The following is a 16,572-nucleotide window of genomic DNA, read 5'->3' on the forward strand; positions in this document are numbered from 1 at the left end:
TGAGAACAGTTAGCTCGTACTAACTCAAGTAGAATTATTTTATTTTTATTAAGAATTATTCAAGTAATTAAGGGCTAACCTTTCTGTTATCAAGAGAAAAATAAAGTTTAAAGTAAATTGCAAAAGTATTAATCCTACATGAAAAGAAAGGTTATTTTTGATACAGATACAGCAAGTGATGACACTATAGCTCTCTTATTGTCACTAGAATTTTTCGACGTGGAAGGAGTTACAGTAGTTGCTGGAAATGTGAAGTATGAAAATGAGATAAATAATGCTTTATTTACTCTAGAATATTTCGGCTATTCTCATGTACCGGTCTTTTTAGGGGCTTCTAGGCCGATTAGAGGTATCTGGAGGACTGTTGAAGAAGTTCATGGAGAGAAAGGTATGGGGAGGTTGGATATACCAAAACCCTCGAAAAAACCAGAAAATATTTTTGCAAGCGATGCAATAATAGAGCTATCAAAAAAATATAATGGAGAACTAGAAATCTTAGCCGTATCACCTTTAACGAATTTAGCATTAGCGTACTTGAAAGATCCTTCTATAGTAAAGAGAATTAAGAAGGTCTGGATTATGGGAGGTGCCTTTACAAGAGGCAATACGACGGAAATCGCAGAGTTCAATTTTTGGGTAGACCCAGAGGCTGCTGAGATAGTCTTGAAAAGCGGTTTTGATATTACAATAGTACCGTGGGAAATAGCTGAGGAAGCCGCTACAATAACAGATGATGAGTGGTCAAGAATTTCATCTATGGGTACAAATCGTTCGAACTTTTTTATCAAAGTTAATGAAGTTCTAAGAGAATACTCCAAAAGTACAGGATCCAAGGGTAGCGTACATCCAGATTCACTAACTGTAGCCATTGCTTACGACAACAGTATTATTCTCGAATCAGTAGAGAAAAGAGTGGATGTAGAGGTTTGTGGAAAATCAAGGGGGGCTATGCTGGTGGACTGGTATGATATGACAAAGAGTGATATAAAGGTAGAAATAGTTACAAAAGCAGACTCCTCTAAGTTTAAGAAGTACTTATTTGAGGTTCTTTCAAAAGCTTAGAACATTCCGCAGTAACAACGACGTTAAGGGATTTAACATTTATTCCTTTCTCACTCAGTTCTTTATATAACCCCTCAAGATCTACATTAACGTCTATAATTTGATTAGAGTCTTCACAGTAAACATTTACGTGTAAATCCCTCTTAATTTCATACCACGTTATTCCGTTAACTTCGAACGAATTTAGTAGCCCCGCTTTTTCCAGGGCATTAAGCGCGTTGTATACTGTGGATAAGCTTATACTTGGCTCTGATTTCTTAAGCTCATTATATATCTGCTCACCGTTAAAATGACCTCCACTATACAATAGTTTTAGTATTGACAGTCTCTGAGGTGTAACCTTCAATCCTTTTTGTCTTAATAGGTCAGCTAAGTCTATTTCCACAAGTAATAACTACTAACACAAAACAATTTAAAAATTATTTACAAATGTGATATATTCTATAATTTTCATGGGATATAACTCATACCTTATAATTGGAAAAGGCATTTTATATTGTTGTTTATGTACGGTTCATGTGTATTTTATGGATGTTTCACTGTAAAAACTTTAAATTCCGCGAGTAAAATTGTTTTTAATAGGCAGGATCACCTCTGGGAGTATGAGTATTAACTCAACGATGACCAGAGGGCCAATGTTTAAATCGTGGATTCCTCTTTGATATCTTCAACAGTTCTTTTATCTTCGACACCCTCCACTTTAATTATCCGTTTGATGATGTTAATTTTTTCATTAATATTTTCAAGGAAGATAATAAGGTCCTCTCTTCTTCTCTTCAACGATAAATGGAAGGGATTCTCTTCATACCTTCTGTCTAGGAAGAGCAGCTCACGTTCAACTAACTCTTTCTCGTTCTCATAATATACGTAAAGCTCTATTATGTCAAGGATATCTTTCCTTTCCTCAGCTTTTAAAGAGTAATAAGGGCAAATATAGCATAGAAGAGGGTGGGGTGTAGCTCTTCTATCTTTTCCGATCCACTCGAGCAATATTGAATCTTTTTTGATTACATATCTGGAACAAACTCCATTCATAAAGTAAATGCAGCTGTCCCTCTTCTTTCTCCCCTCTTCTATCTTGTCTTCATAATTACTTATCTCCTTTGAAAATACCATATCAGCAATTAGCTCTCTAAACTTCTCCATCAAATAATATACTATGAATTTATGAGTTTAAATTTCATTATGATATACCATGGGAATAGTAAGAGAGCCTATAATCGTGAGGCCACACGATTCATTGTTACATACAATAAAGATTATGACAATGGAATATGTGCCTAAGTTGATAGTAGGGGATGAGAACGGCAATCCTTTAGGTGTAGTGACACAAAAAGATGTTCTCAAGTTTATAAGTAAAATGGGAAGTAGAGAGCTTGATAGCGTTTACGTCTCCGAAGTTATGAGAAAGGATATAGTGACGGTTACAAGTGACATTGAACCGCTTGAAGCCGCTCAAATAATGATAGAGAAGAAACAACCTATGCTAATAGTCACCTCGGACAGCGGGAGAATTTTAGGTATGATAATAAAAAGCGACCTATCTCAGTATTACGGTAGTTTGATTAGAGGAATACAAAAAATTTCGGAATATATGACCAAAAATCCAATAATTATCAATGAAAATTCTAGCATGCATGAGGCATTGAACTTGATATTATCAAACGACATCAGCAGATTAATAGTGGTCAGTGACGGGAAAATTGTCGGTACAATAACCACCACAGACCTCTTATATTTAGCTCCAGTGTTGAAGATGAAGGAAGTTAACGTAAAAGTTAAGGAAGTAATGACACCAACTATTGTTATAGTAGATGAATATGAGGACCTAAATTACGCTGCTAGATTAATGGCTAATAGAAAGGTCAAAGGTCTTCCCGTAGTGGGTGTTTCCGGAGAACTAAAAGGTATACTAACTACAACTGATATTGTTAGAGCGTTAACTGATGAGAAAACTAGAAAATATCTTCTAGAACTTAAACTCTACACTACTACCTTTTAATTACTTCAAGCTTATGTTCGATACTGTTTTCTTTATCTCTCCTATCATCTATTTTAATAAGGGTGACTATCCTCTTAACTCCCATCCTTTCCAGTTCATCATTGATTTCTTTCAGTACGTATCCAAGTTTGGTTATATCGTCTAGTTCTAATGTGGACATTGCAGGTGAAGGGTAGTATTTTATACCTAATCTATCTAGGACATCAAAAACCTTCTTTATATAAGGCGAAAGGCTTGTACTAGATGTTCCTATCGGTTCGACACTTATATCTACAAGAACTTTTTTAGGCATACAGAAATTCTATCAATTGGACTTAAAAAATAATTTTTATAAGAACTGACTTGGCCACCACTCCTCTTGTTTAGGTTTAAACCCAAGTAATCTCATAACCCTTTTCACATCATCCCTACTGATCCTTACGTCTTTATGAACTTCTAACAACGGGTACGGATACCCTCTTACTGAAATTGCCGCTAAAGTGTTTATGAATTCTAACAGTTTTCCTCTTTCAAAAAAGTCAAATTTTAAGATCCTGCCATCTTTATCTAGCCTCACCAATGAAGTGTAAAATTTTAGGTTTGACATTATCCTACTTGCTTTTTTACTTACTACATACTTATCCTCAATTGTTTTCTCTATGGGTTGAGTATAACCGATACCTTGAGTAAAGAGCTCTAAAACTACTACATCGGAATAAGGTTGACCAAAGATGTCTGATGACTTACTGTTTTTAGATATGAATAAAAGTTTCTCTCTATACTTCTCTATAAGTAGCGAGATAGCATAGTGATTTTCCGCAACTAATAACTTGTGCATTTTTTCCTCGCTTTCTCTCTCCTTGAGGGAAATAATATCATCGACAGTAAATACATCATCTACATCCGAAATTTTCTCAGTTACTTTATGTCTTCCTATCTTTTTTGCTAAACTTCCGTCCAATAGGATTAGGTCGGCTTTATCCCCATTCTTTATTGCCAATTGCAATTCCATTAATTGCATAACAAGCGAGATTCTTTCCTTAGCATGATTACCGGGCCTGAAAGCATCAATTAGCACCTTATCGTCTACTCTCTTTATATTTCTTCCATCATACAATACAGCTTCAGCATCAACGATAAACACTACTCCTGATCTAGTCTCTTTAGACCACATTCCACCGTCAATAGCTAAAATGTTTTTTGAAGGTATATTAGTTGGAGGTAGATATGTAATCCATTTGGTATCTAATTTTTCTTTAACCATGGCAAATAACTGGTTTTTTAATTCAGCAGTGCTTACTAGTATTCTTTGTTTGTTTTCTAGTATTTCGTTATACAACCTGCTGATCATTAGATACCACCTCCACCTTGCTTATGCCGCCTTTCTTTTCCAACTTGAGTACATAATCTCCAGCCTCCATTAACTCCTCTTCGTGAGTTACAAGAATAATTTGGTGAACTATTTCAAGAGATGACCGTATTATGTCTATTAACTCTCTCCTTCTGTACTCATCAAGATTAACCGTTGGTTCGTCCATAATCAATACTCCGGAATCTCTCATTAGAGATTTAGCTATCGCAAGCCTTAAGGCTATTGCAATAGATGTTCTTTCCCCACCGCTTAAAGCATTTACAGGGACTTCGTCCCCTTTATCATTATACACTACTATTGCACTAGCTTTGTTCTTTCCCTTACCTCCCTGCTCAAAATTAAGTTCTAAAGCTCTATATGTTAGATCAAATTTAGAAAGTATAGTTATGAGATTATTCTCTATGGACGTTTTTGCATTATTCTTAATGTAAGCCTGAAGTTTCTTCTCGCTTAATATCTCCCTAAGTCCCTCTAGGTTCTTCTTTGCATCGATTAACTTTTTCTCTTTTTCCACTTTCTTTTTAATCTCTTCCAGCTCCTTAAGGTCGTTATCTATGGTAGACTGTAATGCTTTTATTTCTCCCTCTAGCTTTCCCATCTCTACAGATAATCTGTTGTATTCGTCGTTCATTTTTTCCACTTCCTCTTTTAATTTTTGGTAATAGGCTACATCAAACTTAATTGTACTGATTTCCTCTTCCACATTCCTCAGTTCATTTTCCAGTGCAGTCTTTCTTAGTTTCTCGTTTTGTAGAACTGCCAGTCTAGCTTTTACATCCTCTAACTTTCTTTTCAGGTTCTGAATCTCAGTAATCTTATTCTCAATTTGTTTCTCGATCTCTAATAATTTTTTATTGTCATTAGGTAATTCAAACTCATTAAGTATTTGTGATAGTTTTTCTGTGTCTTCAGCTTTCTGTTTCTCCTTCTCAGCTATTTCTCTTTCTAGATCCTCGATCTCGTTTTCTGACACGCGGCTTACCTTCAAATATCTGTTATGATAATCTTCAAGTTCCTTTAGCTGATCCTTGACCCTAACATATTCCTCGTGAGCAGGCTGGTAGTTCTTAACCTTCTCTTCATAATCCGCTTTTTGTTTCTCCAATTTTTCTAACTCTTGCTTGAGGTTCTCGTACTCCCCCTTTAACTTCTGTAAACTCAGTATTTGAGATTGAAGTTGCGTTATAGTGCTTTGTAATCTGTTGATATAATCAGACAAGCTAAGGTATTGCTTGTTTAGTTCCAGTTTTTGTTTACTTAATTGCTCAATTTTTTCGGAAAGTTCTTGATATATTTTTGACCTCTCATGTTCACTTAAGTCTCTTCCGCAAACCGGGCATTTACTTACACTTTCAAGAGAATGTAAGTTGTTCTTAATAGAGACTAGCTGCTTGATTTCTCCTTCTACCTCACTTTTTCTAGAAGTAATTTCTTCTTTTTCTTTTCTTTTCCTCTCTAACTCTTCATTTAACGATTCTAACTTTGTCTTTAGTTCTTCTTCATTAATAATTTTCATTTCTGACAGTCTTTTCTTCTTTTCCTCCATATTTCTTTTGATATTTTCTAGTATACTAATCAGCCTAGTATACTCGTTTTCCACATTCTCTAATTCCATTTTCTTTCTGTTAAGTTCTTGATATATCCTCTCTTTATCTTCGAGCATCTTCTTTTCCTCTAAATCAGATTTCTTTGAATTAAGTTGTTTAATTAGATTATCAAGGAATTGTGAGGTTTGTTTGATAGAACTGATTAACGCTTTAGCTTCCTTTATGGCATTCAGTTTGTTATTTAACAGCTCCTCATCTTTAACTTTTGTTTCTAAGTTTTCTTTTTCTCCAAGAAGACCAGGTAATTGTCTTAATTTCTCTTCTATTTCTTGAATCTCCTTTTGTATAGAGAGTTTGTTTTGGAATAAAGCCTCTACTTTTGCCTTTTTGTCTTCGAGCTGTGTTATTTCTGTTTTTTTCTTTTGTATATCTTCTTGAATTCTCTTTACTCTTTCAGTGATCTCTTGCAATTGTTTTTGATCTTCTTCTATTCTCTTCTTGTTATCATTAATCCTCTGCTCTATAATCTTATACCTTTCTTTTTCCCCCTCTAGGTACTTTAGTTCATTATCTACTTCCTTTATTAGTTGATGAATAGGACCATTAGTCTCTCTAAGTTCATTCATCCTTTCAATTCTTAGAATTTTATCCATTATTTTAGAAATATTATCAAAAATTTCCTCTATTTTGCCTTGTGCAATAAATAAAGTAGACGAGAAGATTTCTTCATCAGCATTTATCAACTTATATACTGTAGCATCAACTTCTTTGGCTCCTCTAGCTAAGGTCTTATACCCGTTTGGAAAGATTTCCGAAATAGTATCCGTTATACTTCCCTTGATTAAACGCGTAATTTGATAGGTCTTTCCGTTGATTTCAACATCTAATTCTACTTTCGCTTCTTTGCTTCCTTTTCTAATCAAGTCGTCTTGGTTTATTTTCCTCACTGGGTCTCTAAATAAAGAAAAGTAAATGGCATCTATTATAGAACTCTTTCCAGCTCCGTTGTGGCCTATAATTACGTTAATTCCAGGCTTAAACTTTATATCCGATTTTTCGTGACTTAGAAAGTTTTCAAGATAAATTCTTTTTATCTCCATCATTTCAATCTAACCCCGCAAATTTCCTAAGGAGCTTATATACTTCATCTTCGTTTTCTTCCTTAAGTATTGAAAGTACTAACTTTGCGTTAGACTCTGTGTATTTGGCAACCTTGACTAAATAGTCCATAATCATTTCATCTAGGGACGAAGTAGGAGAAACTTTAGGGTTGTTTTTTGTCTCGTCTATATACGATGTATTGTCCTTCGCTATTCTGTAATACTCTGAGACTTTAGACAAATCTCTCAGCTTATTTACGATTTCGTTTTTCTTTCGTGGAGTCCCCTCAAGTATAATGTGTAAAATTGGTTTTTTCGTGTACCCGTTTATTAAGGACGTAAGCCTAATAATTAAAGACTCAACTTCCTTTTCTAGATTATTTGTATTAATCGTAACTTCTAATTGTGGTCTAATATCAGTATTAATATAATGTATAGAAGGTTCACTAGTGGAGTAATCGATAACGGTCACACCTTTCTTATTCTTTTGGTATCCCTCGAGTTCTGCTACACTTATAATATCTGGTGAACCAGCTACTTCTACGAGCGTTCCTCCATTGAGAACATGTTTTATTCTGTCATGGAAATGTCCTAAAGTTATTATTCCAAATCCCTTGGGAAGATCTGATACTTCCAGTTGATAACTGTATTGGTAAGGTAATAGCGGATTGACACCTTGGTGAAGCATTAAGATGCTCTTCCTAGAGGAAGATTTCATTTTTTCTAGTTTCTCTTTTAACACCTTGACTCCCGTCAAGGGAACGTGGGAGATGCCAAAAATTTCAACGTCATTTAGCTTATAATAGTTGTTTTGGTGATCAAGAAGTATTAATAAACCTTCTTCTTCTAATATTCTTTGCGGGAAAATACTACTTCCTCTTTTTGGAGAATCATGGTCACCGGCAATAGCAATCAAAGGTATTTCTTTCTCTTTTAATCTCTTGAGCTCCTTTAAGGCTACCAATATAGCCTTGTTAGGTGGTTCGTTCTTGTCGAAGAAATCACCTGTATGTATAACAGCGTCGACTCTTTCTTTAATAGCTATATCGATTATTTGCCTGAAGGTGTCGTAGATATCTTCTTCCCTGAAGTCCTTATCATATTGTCTTTTCCCTAAGTGTGTATCCGAAACGTGTAAGATCCTCATGGTTATCCCCAGAAGGCTGTATCTATGTGCTTATTTTCATCCTCTTTAACACTCTTCCATTCTGAGATTAGATCGGGGTCATTTCCAGCTAATTTTCCTTCGAACTTATCTATTTTAACTAAGGCGGGTAACTTAACGATATTACCTACTATTATAGCCTCCCCTGTATCCAAGGACGATAACTCTTCTACCAAGTCTTCACTTAGATTATCGCTGGTTTCCAGAACGTATTTTTTGTCTGTAGGTTCTACTATCTTAAGAATTATTTTATTTGTCATCTGGCTCAGTATATTTTCGTCAAGACCTTTAGGTCTCTGACTTACTATTATCAAGCCTACACCGAATTTCCTGCCTTCTCTGGCTATTCTACCCGCCCAATGCTTAGTTAACGTGTTTTCATCTTTCGATAATAGAACGTGAGCCTCCTCTATTACAGATATGATAGGGAACTTGAGACCGCCGGTTCTCTTAATCTTATTCTCCTTTCTGGCATGTAAAATTCTTCTTAAGTAATGGGCGACTACAGCGTCTATACCGTCCTCGTCTAGAGAGCTTAGGTTAACTACATTTACTCTACCCACTTTTAGTCTATTTATTACGTCTCCGAAAGTGAAGTCTATTAGCTCGCTGTACCTATCCGCAAAGTCCTCTATCTTATTCAGTACTTCATCCCTACTATCTTTTCTTTTTTCATCCTTAGACACTTCATTAACTTTCTCGGTCAATAGCTGAACGAAATTTGTGTTTAGTTCAGCGAAACTAATGGTATTCTCAGTTATGCCATTTTTGACTTCCTCAACAAACTGCTTGAATGCCCTCCTTAAAATTCTATATTGAATTATAGCGTTCTCTCTCAGTTCTAGCAAGGTTGCAAACTCACTAACCGTTAGAGACAATGGATTAATCTTCGGTTCTATTTGGTTTAATCTAGGAATCTCACTATCGTAATATTCTCCGTGATAATCGAAAATCAGAACTGAGCCGCCGTTCTCGGCTATCCGGGATGAAAGCACGGCTACGGTATTGGACTTTCCAGATCCTGTTGCAGCTAAAATTGCTAAGTGTCTAGCCAGAGAGTTAAGTTTGATTTTAACTTCTACGTTAGTTCCTATCACCCTACCCAACTTTATTTCACCATTAGAAAACACGCTTCTTAGCTCTTCATCTGTTGCAAGCCTTATAGGTGACCCAGCTACTGGAGGTATATCAGGTCTCGATAACGTACCGTTTAGCTTACAAAGTAATTTTATCTTGGCCTTTACGAAGTAGGGGATCGAGTTATTAAATTTCTTGATTTTTTGTATGAATTCTATATCGCTTAAATTATTATCAAGGAGTGGGCTGCCGGTAAAAGTCTGAGTAACTAAACCTAACACTTTTTCGTCATCGTATTCTATTACAACGTAATACCCGTTTCTTATCTTCTTTTCAAGAAGGGCTGTTGCCTGTTCGGTAGTAGCTGAACCCACTATATATCCTATCGTCATATCAGACTAATATGCTCGATAAACATTTATTAATTTTGCGAAAATATATAGTATTACCGACTCCCAACTAATCTAGAACAAATAAAATTTATCCCAAAGAAAAATAAAAATAAAAATGAAACATTTATGCAGCTACGTTCTTTGCTGTTTGTGCTATTTTTGCTTCTTCCTCGGCGTATGCGCAGAGCATTGCTTCTACGTCTGCGTAGCCTTCAGCTTTTGCTGTTAGGGCTACTTTGTTGTAAGTATCTACGTGTTCTTTTCCTTCTTTCTCAGCAAACTCACTGAGTAGTGCTTTAACCTTTAAGAGCTCGCTTACGTTCTTTGCTGTTTGTGCTATTTTTGCTTCTTCCTCGGCGTATGCGCAGAGCATTGCTTCTACGTCTGCGTAGCCTTCAGCTTTTGCTGTTAGGGCTACTTTGTTGTAAGTATCTACGTGTTCTTTTCCTTCTTTCTCAGCAAACTCGTTTAATATTTTTTCGAGGGCGAGGTAGACCATTTAGGTACCCAAATTATCATTACCTTAACCGGATATATAAAGATTTGTTAAACATTTTTCGTATATATCTAAAAAAATTAATGAAGTTTAGGCTACATTTATGTTAGATTCAAGAAGTTTCTCGTAAATTTCCTTAGCTTTTTGATAGTAAATCTCCGCTTGTTTCGTAAGCTCTTCTTTCTCTTTTATATCACTGATTTTTTCTGACAAGAGCTTGCTTAGTAGATATACAGTACACGTAAGCATAAATTCCTCTTTAACATCGTCACCTTTCTTATTCTTAATTTCGTTTAACCACTCTTTCATACTATTAACTCCCATATACTTTACGAGTTTTTCAAGAATTCCTTTAGCATGACCTAGCTCTACAAGAGACTTCTCTTTTACCATTTGAGCCTCTTCCTTTCTGTTAAGTTGGTACAATTTTTCTGATGTGAATGAGAGGAGTAGGTGGTCTTCAGAATTAGCCATAAACAGTCCTTTTAGCCCCATTTCTGTTTGTGTTCCTTTCATTTACCCTCAACAATTAAAAAGCTCTAGTGTTATAAAAATATTTGAAAAAAGATGATGAATAACTCCAATGCTGAAAAGTGACGATGTAACCCGAGTCTGAGAAAGAATTATCATATATTGACGGATAATTTAATTTGTTATGATATCCGCAAAAAGGATGAGGGCTCTGGAAATAAACAGTGAAGCCTTAGGAGTACCTACATTATTACTCATGGAGAACGCCGGCAGGAGCGTTAGAGATGAAATAATAAAGAGGTTTGATCCTGAAGGCCTTAAGGTCAAGGTATTTGTGGGACACGGTGGAAAAGGTGGAGATGGGTTAGTAACAGCTCGACACCTTGCAGGAGATGGTGCAGAAGTAGAGGTTTTCTTATTCGGCGAAAATAAACACAAGGACGCTGTCTTAAACCTTAATGTAATAGAAGAGATGGACTATTCCGTAAAAGTAACCGAGGTAAAAGATATATCCCAACTTTCTCCAGTGCAGACTGACGTATTAATCGACGCGATGCTCGGTACGGGATTCTCTGGTAAACCCAGAGAGCCTTTCGCTACAGCGATAAAAGTTTTCAATGAAAGCAAAGGGTTCAAGGTTTCCATAGACGTACCATCTGGAGTAGATCCTGATACTGGTGGCGCACTCGGAGAGTATGTAAACCCTGACTTGATAGTGACATTTCATGATCTAAAGCCAGGTCTTCAACGTTTTTCGGAGAAAACAGTCGTAAAGAAAATTGGAATTCCGAAGGAAGCAGAAATATACGTGGGACCTGGAGACCTCGTCATAAACATAAGGAAAAGGGATTACAGAGCCAAAAAAGGCGATAACGGGAGGGTTCTAATTATAGGTGGGAGTTATACGTTCAGCGGTGCTCCTACGCTATCAGCATTAGCAGCTTTGAGAACCGGAGCCGATTTGGTTTATGTTGCCTCTCCAGAAGAAACAGCAAGAGTAATAGCTGGCTTCTCACCCGATTTAATATCTATAAAACTTAAGGGTAAAAACATATCAAAGGAGAATTTAGAGGAGCTTAGACCGTGGATAGATAGAGCGGATGTTGTAGTAATAGGTCCTGGTATGGGTATGGAGCCTGAAACAGTTGAAGCCTCTAGAGTCATCGTAGATTACCTTAAGTCGTTAAATAAACCTGCTGTAATTGATGCCGATGCTCTCAAAGCCAATGCTGAGAGGGAACTTTACCCAAACGCTGTAATAACTCCTCATGCTGGCGAATTCAAGATTTTCTTTGGAGAGGCTGTAAAGGAATCTATAAGGGAGAGGGTTAAACAGGTTATTGACGCTGCTAAAAGGTGTAAATGCACGGTATTGTTGAAAGGCTATGTGGATGTAATAAGTAATGGTTCGGAGTTTAGGTTGAATAAAACTGGTAATCCGGCTTTGGCTATAGGAGGTACCGGTGATACACTTACGGGGATCGTGGCTACATTTATGGCTCAAAAGGTTAATCCGTATACTTCCGCATATATGGGAGTCTTTGTGAACAGCTTAGCAGGTTCGATAGCATATCAAAAACTCGGTGAACATTTAGTAGCTACGGATATAGTTGATCACATACCGGAGGTGCTGAATAATCCGGTAGAGGCATTCAAAAACAAAGTATACAAAAGGATAATTAAAGACTAGGGTTTAAACGGTTTAAACACTCTTTCACTTCCCTCTCATTTTCTTTACTATTTCTAAAGCCTTGTCTGCATGTTCTTCAGCTTTCTTTAATTTCTCAAGAACCTCTATGATTTTCCCATTTTCATCTATTATAAACGTGACTCTTTGTGCACTTGTTCCCTTTTCATTTAATACTTGATAAGCCTCGCTTATCTTTTTCTCTTTATCTGAAACAACCGGGAATTTTGCATTGTATTTCTCAGCGAACCTCTTTTGAGTGCTTAAAGAATCTACGCTTACTCCTATGACTTCAGCGGATAGTTCCTTGAACTGGTCATACAGCTCTACAAACCTCTGTATTTCCCTAGTACAGCCTGGTGTGAAAGACTTAGGGTAAAAGTAAAGCACTACTATTAATTTGCCCTTATAATCGGAAAGTTTAACTTTACCAGTGCTTGCCTCAGCTTCAAAATCAGGGGCATCCATACCTTTACTTAACGGCATAAGTAATCATCTAACCCATAAGTTTTAATAATTTAAGCTTTTATATCATATTTTCACACGCGTTACTAATATGAGGAAAATACCTAAGACTATGTCAACTCAACACCCTGACAATGCCAGAGTGCCTGAGTGGAATAAGGGCGAAGTAATAAGCGGTGAAGGCGAAGTAATTGAAGCTTTTTTAGCATATTCCCATTATGGTGTGGATGAGGTCATGTGGGACGCAGAGGGAAAAGACGTAGATACCCACGTAGTCAGAAAACTACTTTCTCAATACCCTGAGTTTTTCAAGGAAAAAGTATTAGGTAGGGACATATTCCTGACATACAGAATTCCGAACCCGAAGATTGAGGGAGCCGAAAAGAAAGTATTCGCAGAAACTCTTCAAAGTATTCCGATCACCTATGACCTAGCAGAGAAATTCTATGATACAAAACCTACCCCTCCGGTATTCGAGGTGATTCTTCCTTTCACTACTGATTACAAAGATTTGATCTCTATCGTAAAATATTATGAGAACGTGATAGTCAATACAGAGGACGTGAAACTCGTCGATGATATTTACGTGAAAGACCTTATAGGTGAGATAAACCCTAAAAAAATCGAAATAATACCGCTCATCGAAGACAGAGATTCTATGCTAAGAATAGACGAGATAGTAGGTGGTTATGTTAAAGCTCTTAGACCTCCTTATATGAGGGTGTTTCTGGCTAGGTCAGACCCTGCAATGAACTACGGGATGATCTCCGCTATACTTTCGGTGAAATATGCACTTAGCAGACTAGGGAAGATGGAGAAACAACTTAACATATCTTTCTTCCCTATGTTAGGGGTAGGAGCATTACCGTTTAGAGGACATTTTAGTCCTGATAATGTAGATAGGACAATGGACGAGTACAGGGGTGTTTATACTTATACAGTTCAGTCAGCTTTCAAATATGATTATGAAGATGATCAGGTAGTAAGTGCCATAAGGAAAGTTAACGAGAGAGATGTGCAGGAGAAACCCATACTAAGTGATGACGAGGAAGATATTCTTAAAAAAATAGCTAGATTGTATACAGAAAGTTATCAACCAATAATAGAGAGTTTGGCAGATGCTATAAACAAGATAGCTCTTTTATTACCTAGAAGAAGAGCGAGAAAATTGCATATAGGACTGTTTGGATATTCAAGAAGTACAGGTAAAGTAACGTTACCCAGAGCGATAGCATTTACTGGAGCGCTTTACAGCCTAGGTATACCTCCTGAAATAATCGGTATTTCCTCTTTAGGCAAACTTAACGAGAAAGAATTCGAGGTATTTTCCCAGAACTACAAATACTTTAAGTATGACATTCAATGTGCTGCTAAATTCATTAGCTTGGAGTCCCTTGAACTACTTAAACAGATTTGGAACGTGGATAAGGATACACTGACTAAGATAAAAGGAGATATCGATTTCGTTGAACATCAGCTAGGGATACACATTGGGGGAAATGACTACGTAAGTAGAAAGCATAACTTAATGACAAGTCTGGCGTTATTGGCGTTGAAAGAAGGACACATAGATGAAGCTAAGAATTACCTTTTAGAAATGGCTAAAATAAGAAGATCATTGGGATGAGAGTACTAGTAAACGGCTTGTTACAGTTTGACTCAGGTAAAACAACTTTTTCTCTATCTTTATTATCAACCTTAAGGCAGAATGGAATAGAATTTTTTCCTCACAAACCCGTGGCAGGTCATAACGCTTGGTACAGCTTTTCGACACTCTTAAGAAGTGAGGAGTTAAACGCTCTAGTTGGAAATGATGCGTTAAAATACTATGACGAAATAATACGATATAAGAGTGAAAAGAGCGGAATAATAAACATAATAAACGAGATTAATCCATTTGCAGTATTACTAGCACCGCCAGATTTACAAAAGATAAACTTTGATGTGAGGCTTTACAAGGAACTGATAAATGAAGGAGTTATTGTAATGTTACGTGTCTTCGACTGCGAATCGGTATTTCATTTCTCACTACAAGGTTTCGAGAAGATAGTCCCAGACTCATTAACGGGAAAAGTTTTACACTTAAAGAAGATTTTTAAGGCTACTGAAATCTCTAAGGAAAAACTTCGGGAGCTTGTTGATTCTTCGCCTGCGATAACCGAGAAGTGTACACGGAGAGTTTTTCAGAATTACAAGAACGTATTAATCGAGTCATACAACGACGCGCTTTCCCCTAACTACACATCTTTAGACGTAGATTTAATGTTTGTAGTTACACCGGGTAAAGCATTCTTAATCGAGGAATTTAAAAAAGTTATAGGTCTCTTTACTTATCCTCCGTGGTTAGTTTCCGTTTCTTCATTTATGAAATATGTCAAGGTAGTGAGGTCATGGAATATCGAAGTAGGTAGGTACCAATTAAATGATAACCTCTTAGATTTCATTCTCAAATTTATTGATAAAAATGAGTAAATAAGAAAACAAAGTATAAAATTAAGGAAATAAGTTTTTAGATGATGTCAAATATTTTAAATTATGCAAGACAGATATGTCGATGTAAAAGGTGCTAAAATACATTTTATTGAAGAAGGAAGTGGAAAGCCTTTTCTTCTATTTCACGGTGCGAGATTTAACGCTCATACATGGGTCGAAACTAAGACAGTAGAAAGTATAGCCAATGCGGGATATAGAGCAATCTCGGTAGATTTTCCAGGCTTTGGTAAGTCTACTAATGGGGGCTTTGAATCTCTTTCATCTTTTATAAAGGACTTCATGGACACCTTAGGGATAAGCAAAGCATATTTATTAGGTGCTTCCATGGGTGGAGAAGCAGTATTAGGATTCGCTGTAGATAACCCGGACATGGTAGATGGACTGGTGTTAGTCGGAGCTGTAGGTGTCTCCGCTTATAAGGACAAGTTGAAGAACTTAGTAGGCAAGAGAATTCTTCTGATTTGGGGTGAGAAAGACTCAGTATCTCCTAGAAGTAATGCTGAGCTTATAATGAAGACCGTAAACACGGCGAAGCTTGTGATAGTAGGCAAGCAACACGCATGTTACCTAGATGATAATGTAAGCTTTAACAACGTTATAGTCAACTTCCTGAAGGGAGAGTGAATTATGGATGAGGAGTTGAGAAAAAAACTAATGGAAGTTCTAAAGGATAAGAGACTTCTGGAGGTAATGAAACATTTAAGGAAGGCTAATGTTGACTATGGAAAGTCGATAATGCTGAATACAAAAATTCCCATTCAAGAAGTAGTAGAATTGCTAGACCGGCTAGAAAGGTTAGGATTAATTGAAAGGGTTCATGGTGCTACACTGAAAAATACTGAAGCAAAGTTTAAGCTCAGTAAAGAAGTTCATAAACACCATACTTACTACACTTTGACCAGAGAAGGAGACCACTTATTAAGACAGTTAGATGAGAAGGAATTGATAAAGGCATATATTGATTTAGTTAAAAACGACCAGTTCGCCCTGGATATTCTTAAGATAGCTGATGAGGTAAACGCAGATCACGCTCTAACTTATTCAAAGCTTTTGCATAAGCCGTTAGAAGAGATAACACCTAAGTTAGAGGAATTGGAAAGAATGGGTCTACTAGAAGAGGCTCAAGCTAAAATAATAAAATTTAGGGAGAGAAGGTCTAAGCCAAAAAAGGAGACTAGAACACATCATAAGTACTACGGTCTTTCAAGGATAGGAGAGTTAGTGGTAAGGGAGTTAAAAAGGCAAGGCGTAATACCAAAGTAGA

Annotated in this window: 17 protein-coding genes; 7 read left to right on the forward strand and 10 right to left on the reverse strand. The window is 36.5% G+C overall.

Annotation, left to right across the window (positions count from 1 at the left end; translation table 11 throughout):
- Positions 1-138: 138 nt before the first annotated feature.
- Positions 139-1,062 carry a nucleoside hydrolase gene (locus WIW89_RS02935; RefSeq protein ID WP_337719692.1) on the forward strand — a complete coding sequence of 308 codons (924 nt, stop codon included), beginning with the start codon at positions 139-141 and terminating at the stop codon, positions 1,060-1,062.
- Here the strand turns inward: WIW89_RS02935 and WIW89_RS02940 are convergent.
- Together WIW89_RS02940 and WIW89_RS02945 are read right to left on the reverse strand one after the other, a co-directional pair.
- Positions 1,025-1,447, reverse strand: a complete 423-nt coding sequence (locus WIW89_RS02940; RefSeq protein ID WP_337700826.1) for a Fur family transcriptional regulator — start codon at positions 1,445-1,447, stop codon at positions 1,025-1,027. The genes WIW89_RS02935 and WIW89_RS02940 overlap by 38 nt on opposite strands.
- A 254-nt stretch (positions 1,448-1,701) precedes the next feature.
- A complete protein-coding gene (locus WIW89_RS02945) occupies positions 1,702-2,208 on the reverse strand; it encodes a hypothetical protein (RefSeq protein ID WP_337700825.1) in 507 nt (168 codons plus the stop codon).
- Between the two features lie 49 nt (positions 2,209-2,257).
- Between WIW89_RS02945 and WIW89_RS02950 the strand changes: the two genes are divergently transcribed.
- Entirely contained in the window at positions 2,258-3,064 is an 807-nt protein-coding gene (locus tag WIW89_RS02950) for a CBS domain-containing protein (RefSeq protein ID WP_337700823.1), read from the forward strand.
- Here the strand turns inward: WIW89_RS02950 and WIW89_RS02955 are convergent.
- From WIW89_RS02955 to WIW89_RS02985, 7 genes are all read right to left on the reverse strand, one after another.
- Complete coding sequence (locus WIW89_RS02955; protein ID WP_337700821.1) at positions 3,054-3,356, reverse strand: MTH1187 family thiamine-binding protein; 303 nt, start codon at positions 3,354-3,356, stop codon at positions 3,054-3,056. The two genes, WIW89_RS02950 and WIW89_RS02955, sit on opposite strands and share 11 nt — an antisense overlap.
- 36 nt (positions 3,357-3,392) lie before the next feature.
- Entirely contained in the window at positions 3,393-4,394 is a 1,002-nt protein-coding gene (nurA, locus tag WIW89_RS02960; protein WP_337719693.1) for a DNA double-strand break repair nuclease NurA, read from the reverse strand.
- Positions 4,375-7,062, reverse strand: a complete 2,688-nt coding sequence (gene rad50 / locus WIW89_RS02965; RefSeq protein ID WP_337719694.1) for a DNA double-strand break repair ATPase Rad50 — start codon at positions 7,060-7,062, stop codon at positions 4,375-4,377. Before rad50 ends, nurA begins: the two co-directional genes overlap by 20 nt.
- 4 nt (positions 7,063-7,066) lie before the next feature.
- Positions 7,067-8,209, reverse strand: coding sequence for a DNA double-strand break repair protein Mre11 (gene mre11, locus WIW89_RS02970; RefSeq protein WP_337719695.1), 1,143 nt, complete (start codon positions 8,207-8,209; stop codon positions 7,067-7,069).
- A gap of 2 nt (positions 8,210-8,211) precedes the next feature.
- Positions 8,212-9,696 (reverse strand): DNA double-strand break repair helicase HerA, encoded by a 1,485-nt coding sequence (herA, locus tag WIW89_RS02975; RefSeq protein WP_337719696.1) that lies wholly within the window; start codon positions 9,694-9,696, stop codon positions 8,212-8,214.
- 124 nt (positions 9,697-9,820) lie between these two features.
- Positions 9,821-10,195, reverse strand: coding sequence for a hypothetical protein (locus WIW89_RS02980; RefSeq protein ID WP_337719697.1), 375 nt, complete (start codon positions 10,193-10,195; stop codon positions 9,821-9,823).
- An 87-nt stretch (positions 10,196-10,282) separates the two neighbouring features.
- A complete protein-coding gene (locus WIW89_RS02985; protein ID WP_337719698.1) occupies positions 10,283-10,708 on the reverse strand; it encodes a hypothetical protein in 426 nt (141 codons plus the stop codon).
- Positions 10,709-10,847: 139 nt separating this feature from the next.
- Between WIW89_RS02985 and WIW89_RS02990 the strand changes: the two genes are divergently transcribed.
- Positions 10,848-12,353 carry an NAD(P)H-hydrate dehydratase gene (locus WIW89_RS02990; RefSeq protein ID WP_337719699.1) on the forward strand — a complete coding sequence of 502 codons (1,506 nt, stop codon included), beginning with the start codon at positions 10,848-10,850 and terminating at the stop codon, positions 12,351-12,353.
- A gap of 24 nt (positions 12,354-12,377) precedes the next feature.
- Here the strand turns inward: WIW89_RS02990 and WIW89_RS02995 are convergent, their stop codons facing one another.
- Complete coding sequence (locus WIW89_RS02995; RefSeq protein ID WP_337719700.1) at positions 12,378-12,836, reverse strand: peroxiredoxin; 459 nt, start codon at positions 12,834-12,836, stop codon at positions 12,378-12,380.
- Between the two features lie 70 nt (positions 12,837-12,906).
- On the opposite strand from WIW89_RS02995, the gene ppcA reads away from it, so the two are divergent.
- The 4 genes from ppcA (at position 12,907) to WIW89_RS03015 (ending at position 16,571) form a co-directional block, all read left to right on the forward strand.
- A complete protein-coding gene (gene ppcA / locus WIW89_RS03000) occupies positions 12,907-14,442 on the forward strand; it encodes a phosphoenolpyruvate carboxylase (protein ID WP_337719701.1) in 1,536 nt (511 codons plus the stop codon).
- Positions 14,439-15,287 (forward strand): hypothetical protein, encoded by an 849-nt coding sequence (locus WIW89_RS03005; protein WP_337719702.1) that lies wholly within the window; start codon positions 14,439-14,441, stop codon positions 15,285-15,287. The genes ppcA and WIW89_RS03005 overlap by 4 nt, the downstream gene beginning before the upstream one ends.
- A gap of 63 nt (positions 15,288-15,350) precedes the next feature.
- Positions 15,351-15,932 (forward strand): alpha/beta fold hydrolase, encoded by a 582-nt coding sequence (locus WIW89_RS03010; protein ID WP_337719703.1) that lies wholly within the window; start codon positions 15,351-15,353, stop codon positions 15,930-15,932.
- A gap of 3 nt (positions 15,933-15,935) precedes the next feature.
- Positions 15,936-16,571, forward strand: a complete 636-nt coding sequence (locus tag WIW89_RS03015) for a DUF2250 domain-containing protein (protein ID WP_443295616.1) — start codon at positions 15,936-15,938, stop codon at positions 16,569-16,571.
- The last annotated feature ends 1 nt before the right edge of the window (position 16,572 follow it).

The sequence above is a fragment of the Stygiolobus sp. CP850M genome (assembly GCF_037389425.1).
Classification (GTDB): Archaea; Thermoproteota; Thermoprotei_A; order Sulfolobales; family Sulfolobaceae; genus Stygiolobus.